Origin of the sequence: Hornefia butyriciproducens, assembly GCF_009695915.1 — a bacterium.
GTDB classification, from domain to species: Bacteria; Bacillota; Clostridia; order Peptostreptococcales; family Anaerovoracaceae; genus Aminicella; species Aminicella butyriciproducens.
Genome location: NZ_VUMZ01000002.1, coordinates 22,674 through 36,561, shown reverse-complemented (window position 1 = coordinate 36,561; position 13,888 = coordinate 22,674). Strand labels below are relative to the sequence as shown.

At 54.8% G+C, this 13,888-nt stretch carries 14 protein-coding genes; 7 read left to right on the top strand and 7 right to left on the bottom strand.

Annotation, left to right across the window (positions count from 1 at the left end; all coding sequences use genetic code 11):
- Position 1: 1 nt before the first annotated feature.
- From FYJ64_RS02530 to FYJ64_RS02505, 6 genes are all read left to right on the top strand, one after another.
- Positions 2–826, top strand: coding sequence for a 2-oxoacid:ferredoxin oxidoreductase subunit beta (locus FYJ64_RS02530; protein ID WP_154573689.1), 825 nt, complete (start codon positions 2–4; stop codon positions 824–826).
- Positions 826–1,377 carry a 2-oxoacid:acceptor oxidoreductase family protein gene (locus FYJ64_RS02525; RefSeq protein WP_154573688.1) on the top strand — a complete coding sequence of 184 codons (552 nt, stop codon included), beginning with the start codon at positions 826–828 and terminating at the stop codon, positions 1,375–1,377. Before FYJ64_RS02530 ends, FYJ64_RS02525 begins: the two co-directional genes overlap by 1 nt.
- Before the next feature lie 307 nt (positions 1,378–1,684).
- Positions 1,685–2,482 carry an EcsC family protein gene (locus FYJ64_RS02520; protein ID WP_206045511.1) on the top strand — a complete coding sequence of 266 codons (798 nt, stop codon included), beginning with the start codon at positions 1,685–1,687 and terminating at the stop codon, positions 2,480–2,482.
- Between the two features lie 214 nt (positions 2,483–2,696).
- A complete protein-coding gene (locus tag FYJ64_RS02515) occupies positions 2,697–3,470 on the top strand; it encodes an HAD-IIA family hydrolase (protein WP_154573686.1) in 774 nt (257 codons plus the stop codon).
- Positions 3,471–3,669: 199 nt separating this feature from the next.
- Positions 3,670–4,530, top strand: a complete 861-nt coding sequence (locus FYJ64_RS02510) for an amidohydrolase family protein (protein ID WP_154573685.1) — start codon at positions 3,670–3,672, stop codon at positions 4,528–4,530.
- A 9-nt stretch (positions 4,531–4,539) separates the two neighbouring features.
- On the top strand, positions 4,540–4,968 hold the full coding sequence (locus FYJ64_RS02505) for a DUF4430 domain-containing protein (protein WP_154573684.1): 429 nt from the start codon (positions 4,540–4,542) through the stop codon (positions 4,966–4,968).
- Between the two features lie 313 nt (positions 4,969–5,281).
- Here the strand turns inward: FYJ64_RS02505 and FYJ64_RS02500 are convergent, their stop codons facing one another.
- The 7 genes from FYJ64_RS02500 to FYJ64_RS11615 form a co-directional block, all read right to left on the bottom strand.
- Positions 5,282–5,950 (bottom strand): GntR family transcriptional regulator, encoded by a 669-nt coding sequence (locus FYJ64_RS02500; RefSeq protein WP_154573683.1) that lies wholly within the window; start codon positions 5,948–5,950, stop codon positions 5,282–5,284.
- A gap of 253 nt (positions 5,951–6,203) precedes the next feature.
- Complete coding sequence (gene ftcD / locus FYJ64_RS02495) at positions 6,204–7,112, bottom strand: glutamate formimidoyltransferase (protein ID WP_154573682.1); 909 nt, start codon at positions 7,110–7,112, stop codon at positions 6,204–6,206.
- 225 nt (positions 7,113–7,337) lie between these two features.
- Positions 7,338–7,964: a cyclodeaminase/cyclohydrolase family protein gene (locus FYJ64_RS02490; protein WP_154573681.1), complete on the bottom strand. Its 627-nt coding sequence runs from the start codon at positions 7,962–7,964 to the stop codon at positions 7,338–7,340.
- A complete protein-coding gene (gene hutI, locus FYJ64_RS02485) occupies positions 7,961–9,199 on the bottom strand; it encodes an imidazolonepropionase (RefSeq protein WP_154573680.1) in 1,239 nt (412 codons plus the stop codon). Before hutI ends, FYJ64_RS02490 begins: the two co-directional genes overlap by 4 nt.
- An 8-nt stretch (positions 9,200–9,207) precedes the next feature.
- The gene (locus FYJ64_RS02480) at positions 9,208–11,232 is read right to left on the bottom strand and encodes a urocanate hydratase (protein ID WP_154573679.1); all 2,025 of its coding nucleotides are present in this window, start codon (positions 11,230–11,232) and stop codon (positions 9,208–9,210) included.
- A 12-nt stretch (positions 11,233–11,244) separates the two neighbouring features.
- Entirely contained in the window at positions 11,245–12,786 is a 1,542-nt protein-coding gene (gene hutH / locus FYJ64_RS02475) for a histidine ammonia-lyase (protein WP_154573678.1), read from the bottom strand.
- A 266-nt stretch (positions 12,787–13,052) separates the two neighbouring features.
- Positions 13,053–13,184 (bottom strand): hypothetical protein, encoded by a 132-nt coding sequence (locus FYJ64_RS11615; protein ID WP_268891384.1) that lies wholly within the window; start codon positions 13,182–13,184, stop codon positions 13,053–13,055.
- 98 nt (positions 13,185–13,282) lie between these two features.
- Between FYJ64_RS11615 and FYJ64_RS02470 the strand changes: the two genes are divergently transcribed.
- The gene (locus tag FYJ64_RS02470; protein ID WP_154573677.1) at positions 13,283–13,846 is read left to right on the top strand and encodes a ferredoxin domain-containing protein; all 564 of its coding nucleotides are present in this window, start codon (positions 13,283–13,285) and stop codon (positions 13,844–13,846) included.
- Positions 13,847–13,888: the final 42 nt, after the last annotated feature.

The window sequence follows — 13,888 nt, the reverse complement described above, 5'->3', positions numbered from 1 at the left end:
TATGCCAAGCAAATTAGTACAGGAAACCATGCGGACCAGAAGACTCCCTCACATCTGGTGCCCCGGCTGCGGCCACGGCATTCTGATGCGGGACGTCTGCCAGGCCATCTATAACGTGGGCCTTCCCAAGGAACGGGTTGCCATCGTCAGCGGAATCGGCTGTTCCTCACGGGCGGCGGGATACATGAACTACAACACTCTGCACACCACCCACGGGAGAGCCATCGCCTTTGCCACCGGAATCAAAATGGCCCGCCCCGAGCTCCACGTCATCGTCGTGACCGGAGACGGAGACGCGGCGGCGATCGGCGGAAACCACCTGATCCACGCCTGCCGGCGGAACATCGATATGACCGTTGTGATTTTCAACAACAACATCTACGGCATGACCGGCGGGCAGTATTCCCCCACGACGCCGACCGGCGAGAAGGGAACGACGGCACCCTATGGAAACATCGACGGGGATTTCGACCTTCCTAAGCTGTCCGAGGCTGCCGGCGCGACCTACACGGCAAGGGGAGACTGCTTCCACGTTCCGCAGATGATCCGCCTCATCGAGAACGGCATCCGGCACAAAGGATTTTCCGTAATCGAGGGCGTCAGCATCTGCCCGACCTACTACGGCCGCAAGAACAAAAAAGGATCCGCCGTGGATATGATGCACTGGCAGGAACAAAACTGTATCGACATAAAAAAGGCGGCGAAAATGGAGCCTGCTGAGCTCGAGGGAAAGGTACTTCTCGGTGAGTTCAGCCGCGTAGAAGGCCGTCCGGAGTACGTTGAGGAATACGATAAGATCATCCATATCGCAGGAGGTGACCGGTAATGGCGAAAGAACAGCTGAGATTCACAGGTTCCGGCGGCCAGGGTGTCATCCTGGGAACCATTATCATGGCAGAGGCCGCCTTCCTGGACGGCAAACAGGTTGTCCAGTCCCAGTCCTACGGACCGGAAGCGCGGGGCGGACTCTGTAAAGCCGAGACCATCGTAGACGATAAGCCGATTAACTATACCAAGATCGAGACGCCGACCTTCCTTTTGTCCCTGTCGCAGAATTCTTTCGACAAATTCAGCAAGAAGCTCGCCCCTGGCGCCGCCATCATCGTGGACGACTCCGTCCGGGTGCCGGAGCGGATTTCCCAGAAGCATGAGGTGCTGCAGCTTCCCATCATCCAGTCCGCCATCGATGTGATCGGAAAAAAAGTTTCGGCCAACATCATCGCGTGCGGAGCGGTAAATGAGGCACTGCATCTGGCCTCCCAGAAATCCATGGAGGAAGCGGTCCTCGCCCATATCCCACGGGGCACCGAAGCGCTGAACCTGAAAGCGGTTCGCCTGGGCGCCAAACTTGTACAGGACCGGCGCAAGACAGAATAGGCGCAAGACAGAACAGGTTCAAGACAGAATAGGCGCAAGGCAGAACAGGTTCAAGACGAAACAGGTGCAAGACGGAACAGAACCGAAAGGTTCCCGCTGCATTGGTTCGAGCTGCAGAGAGGAATCCGGCTGCCGCGGCAGGCCGTGTCCCTCGGTCCCAGCGGCTCGCGGCCGCGGCAGGAATCCCGCATACCACGGCGCACTGATGCCAAATTCGATGCGCAGGGATTATCAGACTCTCCTCACAATATCTCCTCCTTCTTTTCGTATTACGTGTTATACTATTCTGAAAGAGGAGGAAGTGATCATGACCACACCATGGCAGAAAGAATGGAACCGCATGCAGCGGCAGGAATACGAGTATCTTCAGAAAGGGCGGTTCAGGAAGGAATCCCGTCTGAACCGGCTTCTGGAAAAACATATTCCGGACGCTCTTCAGGACAAATTGGATCTCGCGTTTTCCAAGGCTTTTGAACTGATATTCGAGAAGGGCACCGGCGTCATCGAAAAGACCTACAACAAAAACGGCATTGAGGAATCCTTTGTGGAGGAGCGTGAGGAAGCTCTGTCCCGGGGCGACCGGGAATCTCTGCGCCACATCTCCAACAAAGCCGGAGCCGCAGGCGGCCGTAATCTTTTGTTCTCCGGAGGAGCCGGAATCGGCATGGGCATCCTGGGCGTAGGCCTCCCGGACATTCCTTTGTTCACCGCCACGATGCTCAAGGGAATCTATGAGATCGCACTCCACTTCGGCTACAGCTACGACACGCCGCAGGAAAAATATTTCATTCTGCGCATCATCGAGGCCTCTCTGTGCTGCGGCAAGGAGCTGGATAAGCAGAACGCACAGATCAACCGGTTTCTGGACCGCCCCGAGCTTCCGAAGGACTACGATCAGCGCGCCCAGATCCGCAAGTCCTCCGCGGCCCTTTCCACAGAGCTCCTGTATATGAAATTTCTGCAGGGCGTCCCCGTGGTGGGCGCAGTGGGCGGTGCATACGACGCGATTTACATGAACAAAATCACAAAATACGCTCAGCTGAAGTATCATCGCCGGTTCCTCATCGATCACAGCGATCCGCTGGACGGTCCGGCGCTTGCATGACTCGCAGATGTCCGCCAACCAGCGTTCGCATGACTCGTGGACGGCGATGGTCAGTGCTTTCATGACCCGAGGCCGACCGGTGAAGCTCCAAGGGCCACTCCGGGCACACGCGTAAGGACGCATACTGCCGTATAAGGAAATTTACATACATTTAACTCCGACAAAGACATCAATTTTACTTTGTAGTGCTATCATCAACGGGAAAGGAGAAAAAATGGAACAGTTGAAAAACAAAAAAGGATTCATATGCGACATGGACGGCGTTATCTATCACGGAAATGTGCTGCTTCCGGGCGTAAAGGAGTTCGTGGAATGGCTTCAGCGAGAGGACAAGGAATACCTTTTTCTGACCAACGCCAGCGGCAAAACGCCTTTGGAACTCCAGATGAAGCTTTCCCGAATGGGGCTGAACGTCGACAAGGAGCATTTCTATACCAGCGCACTTGCAACCGCCAGATTTGTCAGCCAGCAGATGGAACACTGCACCGCCTACGTCATCGGCGAACCAGGACTGGTGGGAGCGCTCTACGAATGCGGCGTTGCCATCTCCGACCGCAATCCTGATTATGTGATTGTGGGCGAGGTACAAAATTATAACTATGAGACGATCTGCAAGGCGGTTTCTCTAGTGCGGGAGGGCGCTCGCCTTATCGGAACCAATTCTGATGTGACCGGCCCCTCCGATCTGGGAATCGTTCCTGCATGCCGGGCTCTGATCTCGCCGATTGAAATGGCCACCGGCAAGCAGGCATATTTTGTCGGCAAACCCAATCCGCTGATGATGCGAACCGGTCTCCGGATTCTGGGCGTCCACTCGGAAGACGCTGCCATGATCGGCGACCGCATGGATACTGACATCATCGCCGGCATCGAGAGCGGCCTGGATACAGTTCTTGTTCTGTCCGGCGTTACCAGCCGCGAACAGGTCAGCCTCTTCCCTTATCGTCCCCGTCTCATCCTCAACGGCGTAGGTGACATCGCAAAATAACCTGCAAAATCGCCACGCATGGCGGTGCGGCGACCCATGCACATCGCGCTTCGCTATTTCGTTAACATTTCGCGAGCATTCCGCCCGACTGACCGCACATATTTCTCACCTCACAGTTATACACCACCCGACAATTTCTGTTAACAACAGGGCTTTTTTATGATAAGATGTTCGGTGTAGAAACGGAGGGACTCATTTAATGAAGAAAATATATTACAATGGACGCTTCCACACGATGGTGCCGTCGTCATCGGCGAATACAAAGGAAAACGCTTCCGAGCCCTCGTCGACACGCTCGTCGGCGGCAGTGGATGTGGGCTCCCCGCAGTCTTCCCCGTCATCGGCGGTGGACGCGATCTGTTGCGAGGACGGCGTCATTACAGCGGTCGGACGATATGATGATTTCAGTGAAGAGCTGCTGCGGGAGGCGGAGCTTCACGACCTTGACGGTGCTGTTGTTTTTCCGGGATTTATCGACACCTACAGTGCGCCTGCCATTGACGCTTTTGACAATGCGGCGGAGACGGACCCGGAATTCGGGGAGTCGGAGGTGCTGTACTGGGTCGGGGAGGCTGTAGACTATTTGAACGACAAAGGAGTATGCGTGCTTTGTCTCCACGGCCCCGGCGATAGAAGGAGAGCGCCATTCCGCAGAATCATTGGAACTGAAGACTCATCGATTATTTACGATGTGTCCTGGCAGACCGCCTTTGAGAAGGAGCTCTATGACGGCTGCTTCGATGCAATTCTGGAAAACCCGCGCACCAGCCTGCTTTTGTTCAATCCTGTGTATGATGACAGCGAAAGCGTGCAGGACGCCATCCTGCGCCTGACCCGCACCGCGGCGGAGAATATCGGCCGGCTGGAGGATATGGGAACGATTGAAGTCGGGAAGAAGGCAAACTTCACCGTCTTCGACGAGGACCCGTACGAGAAGGATCTGAAGGCCTTCGCTCATTCGCACGCCGATCTGATCATAAACGAGGGCAATATTGTTTACAACGCTTATGACCAGGCCATGGAGGAACTTTATGATCTGTTGTCGAATCAGATGTTTTAGGGGGAAATTATGAAAAAAAAGTTTTCAATTATATTTATCTGCGCGCTGGCGCTGGGGCTTGCCGTGTGCGTTACCGGATGCAGGGACAAAAGCAGCTCTTCTGCCGAGGAATCTGTCGTCAACCCGATTAATCTCCTGATTTCTATTGACTATCCGGGAAAGGCGAACAAACCGGACCTGGAGAACTTCAAGTTCAAGGCGGAAGAGGATTCTTCGGTGCTGGAGGCTACGGAGCTATACTGCAATATCAGCGAGATACAACTTCTCGTCGATACCACAAATAATGAGGTGCAGGGAATCAACGGGATCAACAACGGTGAGCTGAAGAAAAAATATGTGTGGAAGTACAAAATCAACGGTAAAGAGGTCAGTGACAATCCTCAGGATTACGACTTGAAGGACGGGGATAACATTATCTGGTATTATACAAAAAAATAACTAAAAATGCGAATCGACTGCGTTCCTTCACGCAATCTTCACATAAATACCTTATACTATGGTTGTTCAATCGAGTTTGGTATTTTATATACCAACTTTCCTTCTTTTATTGAATACACACACTTTCAGGAAAAGAGTCTCATCCTTCGATGGGTCTCTTTTTCTATGTGTTCTTCTATGCCTTCGCGGTGAGGGCTCAGCATGGTCCGGCAACACAAGACCTCACGGCCCACCGCCGCGGCCTCGCCTTGCCAACGCAAGAATTCTGCGGTGCGGCTCGCTGCCACGCCAACGCAAATAATCCTGTCTGCCGCTATTCCATCCGTGCCAGGCTCGCTTCGGCGCGACGGCGAGATTCATCCAGATGGCGGGACATGGCCTGCCGCGCCGCCTCCTCATCCCCAGCGGCAAGCGCATCCCGAATGGCTTTGTGCTCTGCAGAGATTTCCCGAAGATTTTTCTCCTCATAAAAGACATTGCGGCGGTTCATGCGGATGTATCCTTTGTAGGAGCGAAGGACCCGGGCCATGAAACGACTCCCAGCAGCTTCATAAATTATATCGTGGAAGCCCTCGTTCAGTTCCAGAACCTGCGGCGCATCCTCGCGGCCGGCGTAAAAATCCATCAGATCGCAATGGTCCGTGAGCCGCTGCACGTAGTCCGGTGTCATATGCCTGCAGGCCCATTCCACCGCCAGACCTTCCAGCGCCTTTCGCACCGCGTAGATATCTTCAAGATCCTGTCGGGTTATTCCCTGTGCGAAGCAGCCGCGGTTTTTTCTGTATTCTACAAGACCCTCATCCTCCAGGATTTTGAATGCCTCACGCACCGGCGTCCGGCTGACCCTCAGTTCGCCGGCGATCCTGTTTTCCTTCAGCTGCTCGCCGATTCCGTATTCCCCGTGCAGAATCCGGTCTCGGAGAATGCCTGCAATTTCGCGGGACAGCGAGAATTCCAGAGTAAATTTTTTTCGTTCCGTCATTTTCTTCTCCTGATACAAAAAAACTGCCCTCAGTGATTCAGGGCAGTCATGCGGCGTCGGGTCGAAACCCGATTCAGCGACCGCGCGAGGCCGGTCGCAGATTTCGTGAGGCAATCGACTAGTCGCAACAGTTGCGGTTGCTGCGGGCCAACCGGCCGGTCGCAGCTTTCCTCACTTTTGTGGGCCAACCGGCCGGCCGTAACTTTCCTCACTGTTGCGGGCCAACCGGCCGGCCGTGCGGATTCGTTTCCGATCAGATGATGTGATTCTCCAGAATCTGTTTCTCGAAATCAAAATCGTTGGTCTGCATATAATACTGTGCGCAGTCCACCATCGCCTTCATCGGGCAGAGGCCGATGATCTCGGTTTTGGTGACGTGAACGCCGTAACGTGCCGCCTCGAATTTCACTGTCTCCACCACGCGGTAAAGAGGCGTCTGCTCGAAATTCGTCATATTGCAGGAAACCTGTGCATATTTGCGGCCGGTTTCCTCATCCTCGATTTCAAAGCCCATGGACTTGACGCACTTGAATCCGCCGTCTTTTTCGCGGATGATCTTAGCAATGTTCTTTGCGATCTGCACGTCGTCCGTATCCAGATCCAGGTTAAACGCCACAAGCGGCGGTCTGGCGCCGACTGCCGTTACGCCGGCGGTCGGATGGATTCTGCGTCCACCGAAATCCGGTTCCCAGTCCGGTTCCTGAACCTTCTCCGCCATGCCCTCGAACTGCCCCTTGCGGATTTTCACGAGGTTCTGCCGCTCCGGACGCGTCGCGGATTCCTCATAAAGGAACACCGGAACTCCCGCCTCGTCTGCGATGCGTTTACCGACCACTTTGGAAAGCTCGATGCAGTCCTCCGTCGTGCAGTCCTTGATGGGGAGGAACGGCATGACGTCCACCGCACCCATCCGGGGATGCTCGCCCTCATGATGATTCAGGTCGATCAGCTCCGCGGCTTTCTTCACCAGCTTGACGCTTGCTTCTTCTACTGCCTTTGCATCACCGATATATGTGATGACACTCCTATTATGACTTTCATCAGAGGAATAGTCAAGCAGAGTGCAGCCGGGCGTGTTGCGGATCTCGTCCACACAGGCCTCTACCACCTCCGGCCGTCTCCCTTCGCTGATGTTTGGAATACTTTCGATAATCTGTGCCATTGCATTTTCTCCTTTTGAAGTACAAATGATTCTGTCCGCCGCCTTTCGGTTCCGGCAGGCATATTTTATCACGGGGTTATACGGTTCCCCGCTGCGACATCGGTCGCGGCGCTCGCTGTCTTGCCGCATTGCAGCGCGGCACCGCAGCGATTGCCGGCGTTCGCCGTTCGCCGCATTGTGGTTCTCCATCGCAGCATGTGTCGGCGTTCGCCGCCTTGCCGCAGGTTATAACGATTCTGTGATAGCGCTGAAGCAGCGGGAGGAAATCACCGACGCTTCCTCATACATTTTCTGTCCCTCCGCGCCGAAGTAGGAAGCCTTCTCCGCGTCCTTGACGCCCGGAAGATTAATCAGGACATTCATCCACGCTCCGAACACACAGGACCGGAGCTGCAGAATGCCGACGCCCAGGTCGCTGGCGCAGTTCGGGTTGGAATGCCCGACCAGTGTTTCCGCAATCTTCAGACCCTCATACCCCAGCTGCATCGTGCGGAAGGGAACCTCCGTCGCTACCAGCGTTCCGTCCGCGATAGCCTTCTTCCGTGCCGCTTTCTCTTCTTCGGTGCCCTTCGGGAGTTTAAACGCATCTGAGATCAGGTTGTAGGCGTCTGTATCTTTGTCCACCGCAGCCGTGAGCTCCCGGTACAAAGGCAGCCCCTTCTCCTTCGCCGCGGCGCAGGTGTCCTGGAAATCCGCATACTTTTCCTTTCCCAGCGTGAGATCAGCGACCATCACGAACAAAGCACAGCCCTCCGCGCCCGAAAGGGCGCTTACAGAACCGCCGCCGGGTGCCGGCGCGTCAGATTTCAGCACGTCCAGAAATTCATTCACCTTCATGTCGACTAATTTCATTTTATAATTTTTCCTTTCTTGACGACCCTCGCGGTCATATTTGAGCCAAAGCGATAACAGAGCATTTCCATATCCGGCGCATCCCAGATCACGAGATCCGCCTGTTTCCCAACCTCCAGCGTTCCTACCCGGTCGCCTCTGCCTATCGCACAGGCCGGGTTAATAGTCACAGCAGTCAGAACCTCCTCCGGCAGCAGCCTGTATTTCAGACACGCCAGATTCATTACAAACTGAAGATTCATCGACGGGCAGGACCCCGGATTGAAGTCGCTGGCGCAGGCCACCGGAATCCCCATTTCAATCATCCGGCGGGCCGGCGCATAATTTGCGCCCAGATAGAAGGATGTCGCGGGAAGACACATTGCTATAGTCCCTCCCTTTGCCATCGATTCCAGTCCATCTTCATCGATGGAAATCAGGTGCTCCGCACTGACGCAGCCCAGTTCTCCCGCCAGACGGGAGCCTCCGATAGCTTCAATTTCATCCGCATGAATCCGCAGTCCGAAGCCCAGTTCCTTCGCCCGCAGAAGATATTTCCGGCTCTGCTCATAGTTGAACACGGAATCCTCGCAGAAGATGTCCGCGAATTCCGCCAGCTTATGCTCCTTCACATAGGGGAGCATCTCCCCGCAGATCATGTCGATGAAATCATCGGGCCTGCCTTTGTACTCCTCGGGAATCGCGTGCGGTCCCATAAATGTGGGGACCACATCCATGGCATGAGACTCATTCAGGCGCCCGATGACTTCCAGCATCTTCATCTCACTGTTGAAATCAAGCCCGTAGCCGCTCTTGGCCTCGCAGGTTGTGACGCCGTGGTTCATCATCTCGTCCAGAAATTTTCCGGTCTTGTAGCAGAGGTCTGCCTCGTCCGCCTCTCTGGTCTTCCGTACCGTGTCCAGGATTCCGCCACCGGCCCGGAGGATATCCAGATAGGTGGCGCCTTTCAGCTTCATCGCCACCTCATGCTGTCGGTAACCACCGAAAACCATATGGGTATGTCCGTCCACCAGACCCGGCGTGACCAGCCGGTAATTCGCATCCAGAACCACGTCCGCGCTCTCCGATCCAAGAGGAAGATCGCCTCCGTCGGTAATCTCAGTGATCACGCCGTCCCGGATATAGACAGCCGCGTCCCGGAGTTTCCGGTTTTCGCCCTGCTCCGCACCCCGGTGGCTGTAGCTGCCCACCGGAGTCTGCAGAGTGCCGATGTTTTTTATCAGTAATGTAGACATACAATCTCCTATTTTACAAATCGATCAACGACGCTTTCCACCAGCCCGTCGTCTGCCAGGAACGGAAGTGTGATATGGCCCTTTCCGTCATAATTTTTGTTGTACGCAGCCGCGGTGGAGAGAGCGTTCTCGTTTCTGGCCCAGCTTCTCCGTGCCACGCCGCCCATCACGTCCCACATGATGGCGGAGCGAATGATCTCATCCACACGCTCGGAGCCGTCCAGCAGCAGACCGAAGCCGCCGTTGACAGCTTTTCCGATACCGACGCCTCCGCCGTTATGCAGCGCACAGAGAGACATTCCTCTGGCCGCATTACCGGCGTAGCACTGCACTGCCATATCCGCCATGACATTGGAGCCGTCCTTGATGTTGGAGGTCTCACGGAACGGGGAATCTGTACCGGATACGTCGTGATGATCCCGACCCATCATGATCGGGCCGCATTTGCCCTCCCGAACCAGCTTGTTAAAGGCCAGCGCGATGTCCCGGCGCCCTTCCGCATCCTGATAAAGTATGCGGGCCTGGGTTCCGACCACCAGCTTGTTTTTCTCGGCATCGCGGATCCATACCCAGTTGTCTCTGTCCTGCGCCCTGCGGTTCGGGTCGATGGTGTCCATCGCCGCTTTGTCCGTCGCAGCCAGATCCTCCGGTTTTCCGGAGAGGCAGACCCAGCGGAAGGGGCCATAGCCGTAATCAAACAGCACCGGACCCATGATGTCTTCTACATAGGAAGGCCAGATGAACCCGTCTTTGTCGTCCACTCCGTTCTTCGACATTTCCTTAATGCCGGAATCATACATAGCCTTCATGAAGGAATTGCCGTAGTCAAAGAAGTAGCTTCCTCTCTCCGTCAGGGTGCGAATCGCCTCGAAATGCCTGCGCAGGGTTTTGTCCACCTGCCTGCGGAATTCCTCTCTGTCGCTGTGCAGGAGCTCTGTGCGCTCCTCGAAGCTCATGCCCGCCGGGCAGTAGCCGCCGTTATACACGTTATGGCAGGAAGTCTGATCGGACAGAAGATCGATCTTGAAATCCTTCTCGACCGCGGCCTCCAGCAGGTCCACGATATTTCCATGGTATGCGATGGAGATTCCCTCCTTCGCCGCCTTCTTCTCATTGGCCAGCCGGAAAATCTCGTCAATGTCATCCATGACCACGTCCACCCATCCCTGGTCGTGCCGTGTCTCAATGCGGGAGTAATCCACCTCGGCGAAGATTCCCACAGCGTTGGCGATGTTTGCGGCCTTCGGCTGCGCACCGCTCATTCCGCCCAGTCCTGAGGATACAAAGGTATGTCCGGCCAGGTCGTCCTGCTCCGCAACGCCCAGGTACTTTCTGCCGGCGTTGAGAATCGTGTTGAAGGTCCCGTGAACGATGCCCTGCGGTCCGATGTACATCCAGCCGCCGGCGGTCATCTGTCCATAGTTGGCCACACCCATTTCTTCTGCGATTTCCCAATCCTCCAGATTATCGTATTCTCCGATCATCAGAGCGTTAGTGATGATGACGCGGGGCGCGTCCGGTTTGGAGGGGAACAGCCCCAGCGGATTTCCGGACTCTACGACCAGCGTCTGCTCCTCCGTCAGTTCCTCCAGATATTTCTTGATCAGCCGGTACTGAAGCCAGTTCTGGCAGACGGATCCAGTCTCGCCGTAGGTGACCAGCTCATAGGGATACAGAGCCACCTCGAAATCCAAATTGTTATCGATCATGACCTGGAAGGCCTTCCCGGCCAGACACTTTCCCTGATATTCATCGATGGGCTTTCCGTAGATTCTGCCTTCCGGACGATAACGGTACGCATATACACGGCCGTATGTTGTCAGTTCTTCCATGAACTCCGGCGCCAGCTTCTCGTGCAGCTCTTCCGGCACATAACGCAGAGCGTTCTTCAGCGCGATTTTAGCCTGCGCCTTAGTAAGCCTGAATCCCCGGTCCGGCGCTCTCCGGATTCCCTCCTGAAATTCCGGATAATCGGGATATTCATTTCCCAGCTGAATTTTCATTGCGCCTTTTATCTCATTGTTGTTAAGCATATACGTCGCCTCCTATTTCAGTGTAACCTCTTTTTCCACAGCCTCCAGCAGGCTGTTGTCTTTAATCATTTCATCAAATTTCACCAGCTCGTCGTGCATGATCACATCCTGATCGATGGGTTCTGACTTTGTTCTGATATATTCATAAGCAGCCTTCGTCGCCGGTGCCAGGTTGGAAATCTTACTCTCTCCGATCTTCTCTCGCAGCCAGATCGCCTGAGCCGCCGTGGCAATCTCGATTCCCAGCACCTTCTCCGCATTGTCCAGAACCATCGCCGCCGTTCTCGCCGATGTCGTTCCCATGGAAACGTGATCCTCCTGATTGCCGGAGGACGGAATGGAGTCCACGCAGGCCGGATGGTCATAGATTTTGTTCTCTGAAACCATAGATGCCGCCGCATACTGAGCGATCATGAAGCCGGAGCAGACGCCCGCATGCAGCGTCAGGAATCCGGGCAGTCCCTCTGAAAGCGCCGGGTTGATCATCCGCTCCGCCCGGCGTTCGGAAACGTCCGCCAGCTCAGATATGGCGATTTTCAGGAAGTCGAAGGCCAGTGCCATCGGCTGTCCGTGGAAGTTGCCGCCGGAAATAACATCATCGTCATCCGGGAACACGATGGGATTGTCGGTCACTGCGTTGATTTCTCTGGACACCGCCTCGTACACATATTCGATGGCGTCTCTGCTGGCGCCGTGGATCTGCGGAACGCACCGGAGCGTATACGGATCCTGCACCTTGGTATTCTGCACTCTCATGGCGTTCTTGCTTCCCTTCAGCAGGGTCCGCAGGTTCTCCGCCGACTCGATCTGTCCTTTGTGTCCGCGAAGCTCGTGAACTTTAGGATCATACGCCTTGGTAATACCGTGAAGCGCTTCTGCGGTCATTGCAGCCGCCAGGTCGGCCACCTTCATCAGGTGCATTGCATCCCACAAAACATTCACGCCGACGGCGGTCATCATCTGTGTTCCGTTGTTCAGCGCAAGTCCTTCCTTGGCCGCCAGCTCCACCGGCCGGATGCCTTCCTTCTCCATGGCCTCTGCCGCCGGCATGATCTGACCTTTATATTCGACGTTCCCAAGTCCGATGAGACCCAGTGCGATAAAGGAAAGCGGCGCCAGGTCGCCGGAGGCTCCCAGGCTTCCCTTGCAGGGGATCTGAGGATGGATGCCCGCATTCAGCATGTCCACCATCGTCTGAATCGTGGAGAACCGGATCCCGGAATTTCCCCGGGACAAAGCATTGCAGCGGAGAAGCATCGCCGCTCTCACGTATTTCTGTTCGTAGGGCTCGCCCAAACCGCAGGTGTGGCTGATGATCAGGTTATGCTGCAGCGCGGTCGTCTCGTCGCGATCGATGAAAACGTTCGCGAATTTGCCGAATCCTGTCGTCAGGCCGTAAATGATCGCGCCTTCGTCCAGTTTTTTGTCGATGTAGGCTCTCGCCTTGTTCACTCTCTTCTCTGCATCCGGAGAGATGCTGACTTTCTCCATCCCGCGGCAAACGCGGATTACTTCTTCTACTGTAAGGTCCTTTCCGTTGATTACTACTGCCATAATAAAATCTCCTCATTGAATGCTGATTCTGCTTTTACGAATAATTAGTTACAGAATCGAATAAATATAACTTTACATCCTTCTCTTTCCGATAGAGATTATTATACCTTTTTTGCCTTCCCTCTGCTATACTTTTTTGAGAATAATTTGTGTTTTTTACGAGGATTCAGCCTTTTCTCCCAATTTTTTCCTCTGTTTTCCGCAAATACTTTATCACTGTGTTCTGCTAAAGTTTTAGCGTTTTATCGTGGATAATTATTAAATCGTTAATATTCTGTCATCTCGATTGCCGGCTGAAGCGTTCCTATTACTGGATTTTTCAGACTTCTGCGGCGCATGGCCGCACCGGAGCCCATCCAGAAAGCCTTTGTTTCCGGAACAAGAGCCCCCGTTTTCATAAATATGCAGTGCTCCCCGGTGGAAATTCCTCTGCGCCTGCGTTATAATAGACAGTATAGAAGGCCTGCTAACAAAAGTCGGGCAGGAGGAGGAAAATATGCTTAGATATGTAGAAGATATGGAAGCGGAGCTCGCTCTCGCCACAGCAGAGAAAATGGTTGCGGCAATCAAAACTGCGCCGAAGGCCAGCGGTCAGGATAAGGTGGTTGCCGCCATCGCCTCCGGCAGCGACAAAGATCGCATCGTCCGGAAAATGCGCAAGCTCGGAGAGGAATATAACGAGGAATTCATCACCCGGGACGCGGGGTGCCTCGAGAGATGCAAATGCGTTGTGCTCGTCGGCGTCCGCGATGTTCCGCACGGGCTGGATCACTGCGGGATGTGCGGTTTTGAAAACTGCGCAGAGCTGCGGAAAGCGGGCGGCAACTGCGCGCTGACCACAACAGATCTGGGTATCGCAATCGGTTCGGCGGTTTCTATTGCCGCTGACAGCCGTGTGGACAACCGTGTCATGTATTCCGTCGGAAAGGCCGTGAGCCAGATGGACATCTTCCCGTCCGACGTGCGCGTATGCTACGGCATACCGCTCTCCATTTCCGCCAAAAGTATTTTCTTCGACCGGGGTCCCGGCGCTGTTCTCATTTCAGGAAAAGACGAGTAGACGCGGCGGCCGACGGAGCACAGCGGCACACAGCCGTTTCCG

What these genes read in the sequence shown, in the direction of transcription:
- FYJ64_RS02530 (WP_154573689.1), top strand. Translation starts at nt 2, where the DNA reads ATGCCAAGCAAATTAGTACAGGAAACCATGCGGACCAGAAGACTCCCT.
- FYJ64_RS02525 (WP_154573688.1), top strand. Translation starts at nt 826, where the DNA reads ATGGCGAAAGAACAGCTGAGATTCACAGGTTCCGGCGGCCAGGGTGTC.
- FYJ64_RS02520 (WP_206045511.1), top strand. Translation starts at nt 1,685, where the DNA reads ATGACCACACCATGGCAGAAAGAATGGAACCGCATGCAGCGGCAGGAA.
- FYJ64_RS02515 (WP_154573686.1), top strand. Translation starts at nt 2,697, where the DNA reads ATGGAACAGTTGAAAAACAAAAAAGGATTCATATGCGACATGGACGGC.
- FYJ64_RS02510 (WP_154573685.1), top strand. Translation starts at nt 3,670, where the DNA reads ATGAAGAAAATATATTACAATGGACGCTTCCACACGATGGTGCCGTCG.
- FYJ64_RS02505 (WP_154573684.1), top strand. Translation starts at nt 4,540, where the DNA reads ATGAAAAAAAAGTTTTCAATTATATTTATCTGCGCGCTGGCGCTGGGG.
- FYJ64_RS02500 (WP_154573683.1), bottom strand. Translation starts at nt 5,950, where the DNA reads ATGACGGAACGAAAAAAATTTACTCTGGAATTCTCGCTGTCCCGCGAA.
- ftcD (WP_154573682.1), bottom strand. Translation starts at nt 7,112, where the DNA reads ATGGCACAGATTATCGAAAGTATTCCAAACATCAGCGAAGGGAGACGG.
- FYJ64_RS02490 (WP_154573681.1), bottom strand. Translation starts at nt 7,964, where the DNA reads ATGAAATTAGTCGACATGAAGGTGAATGAATTTCTGGACGTGCTGAAA.
- hutI (WP_154573680.1), bottom strand. Translation starts at nt 9,199, where the DNA reads ATGTCTACATTACTGATAAAAAACATCGGCACTCTGCAGACTCCGGTG.
- FYJ64_RS02480 (WP_154573679.1), bottom strand. Translation starts at nt 11,232, where the DNA reads ATGCTTAACAACAATGAGATAAAAGGCGCAATGAAAATTCAGCTGGGA.
- hutH (WP_154573678.1), bottom strand. Translation starts at nt 12,786, where the DNA reads ATGGCAGTAGTAATCAACGGAAAGGACCTTACAGTAGAAGAAGTAATC.
- FYJ64_RS11615 (WP_268891384.1), bottom strand. Translation starts at nt 13,184, where the DNA reads ATGAAAACGGGGGCTCTTGTTCCGGAAACAAAGGCTTTCTGGATGGGC.
- FYJ64_RS02470 (WP_154573677.1), top strand. Translation starts at nt 13,283, where the DNA reads ATGCTTAGATATGTAGAAGATATGGAAGCGGAGCTCGCTCTCGCCACA.